We start from the raw sequence: 621 nt of genomic DNA, 5'->3' as shown, positions 1-621 counted from the left end.
TGGTCGACCACCGGGGCCGCGTCATCCGGCACCACTTCTACGACGCCCGACCCATCGCGGCCGACGTCGATCTCCCCGACCAGCGCGACGTCGACACACGCTTCGCCCGACTGACCGCAGATCTCCTGAACACGAGGACACGATGACCGCACCGCTCACCACCACCGAGACCCGCCTGCTACACAAGTCGCTCGAGCTCGCCGCCGGCTACGCGAACAATGAACGCGACGAGACCGCGATCCTTGAGCTCAGCGCACGCATCCGACAGGCACAGAAGACCATCCCCTCTGCACCGGACGCGCACACCACGATCCTCGCGACGATCGACGCCATAAAGCGCGCAGGACGCCACGAGCAGCTCACCCCTCAGCTGCTCGACCGAGTCGCTGACGAGCTCCTCCAATCCACCCCGCTCTGACCGCCCCGCGCGGTACACTAAGGCGCGGCACCCGGCTGTTGAGCAGGTTCCCTTCCGCCCCTCGGGGCGATGGCTCCTCCTCAGTTGGATCGTTGGTGAATGTGACAATTTCCACGCTCCGGCCGGGTGCCGTTTTCTCTTGCCCCGGTGGCACGCGATCATCGACGAGTGCTCACCGGTGGACCAGTCGCCCTCACAGATGC

Annotated in this window: 1 protein-coding gene; it reads left to right on the top strand. The window is 66.0% G+C overall.

Annotated features, from left to right (window positions below):
* Positions 1–142: 142 nt before the first annotated feature.
* Positions 143–418: a hypothetical protein gene (locus B7W94_RS17730; RefSeq protein ID WP_005052758.1), complete on the top strand. Its 276-nt coding sequence runs from the start codon at positions 143–145 to the stop codon at positions 416–418.
* Positions 419–621: the final 203 nt, after the last annotated feature.

This window comes from Microbacterium sp. LEMMJ01 (assembly GCF_002114135.1).
Lineage (GTDB): Bacteria > Actinomycetota > Actinomycetes > Actinomycetales > Microbacteriaceae > Microbacterium.
Note: the sequence above shows the minus strand (reverse complement) of the source record. Positions and strands in the feature narration are given on the sequence as shown.

What these genes read in the sequence shown, in the direction of transcription:
- B7W94_RS17730 (WP_005052758.1), top strand. Translation starts at nt 143, where the DNA reads ATGACCGCACCGCTCACCACCACCGAGACCCGCCTGCTACACAAGTCG.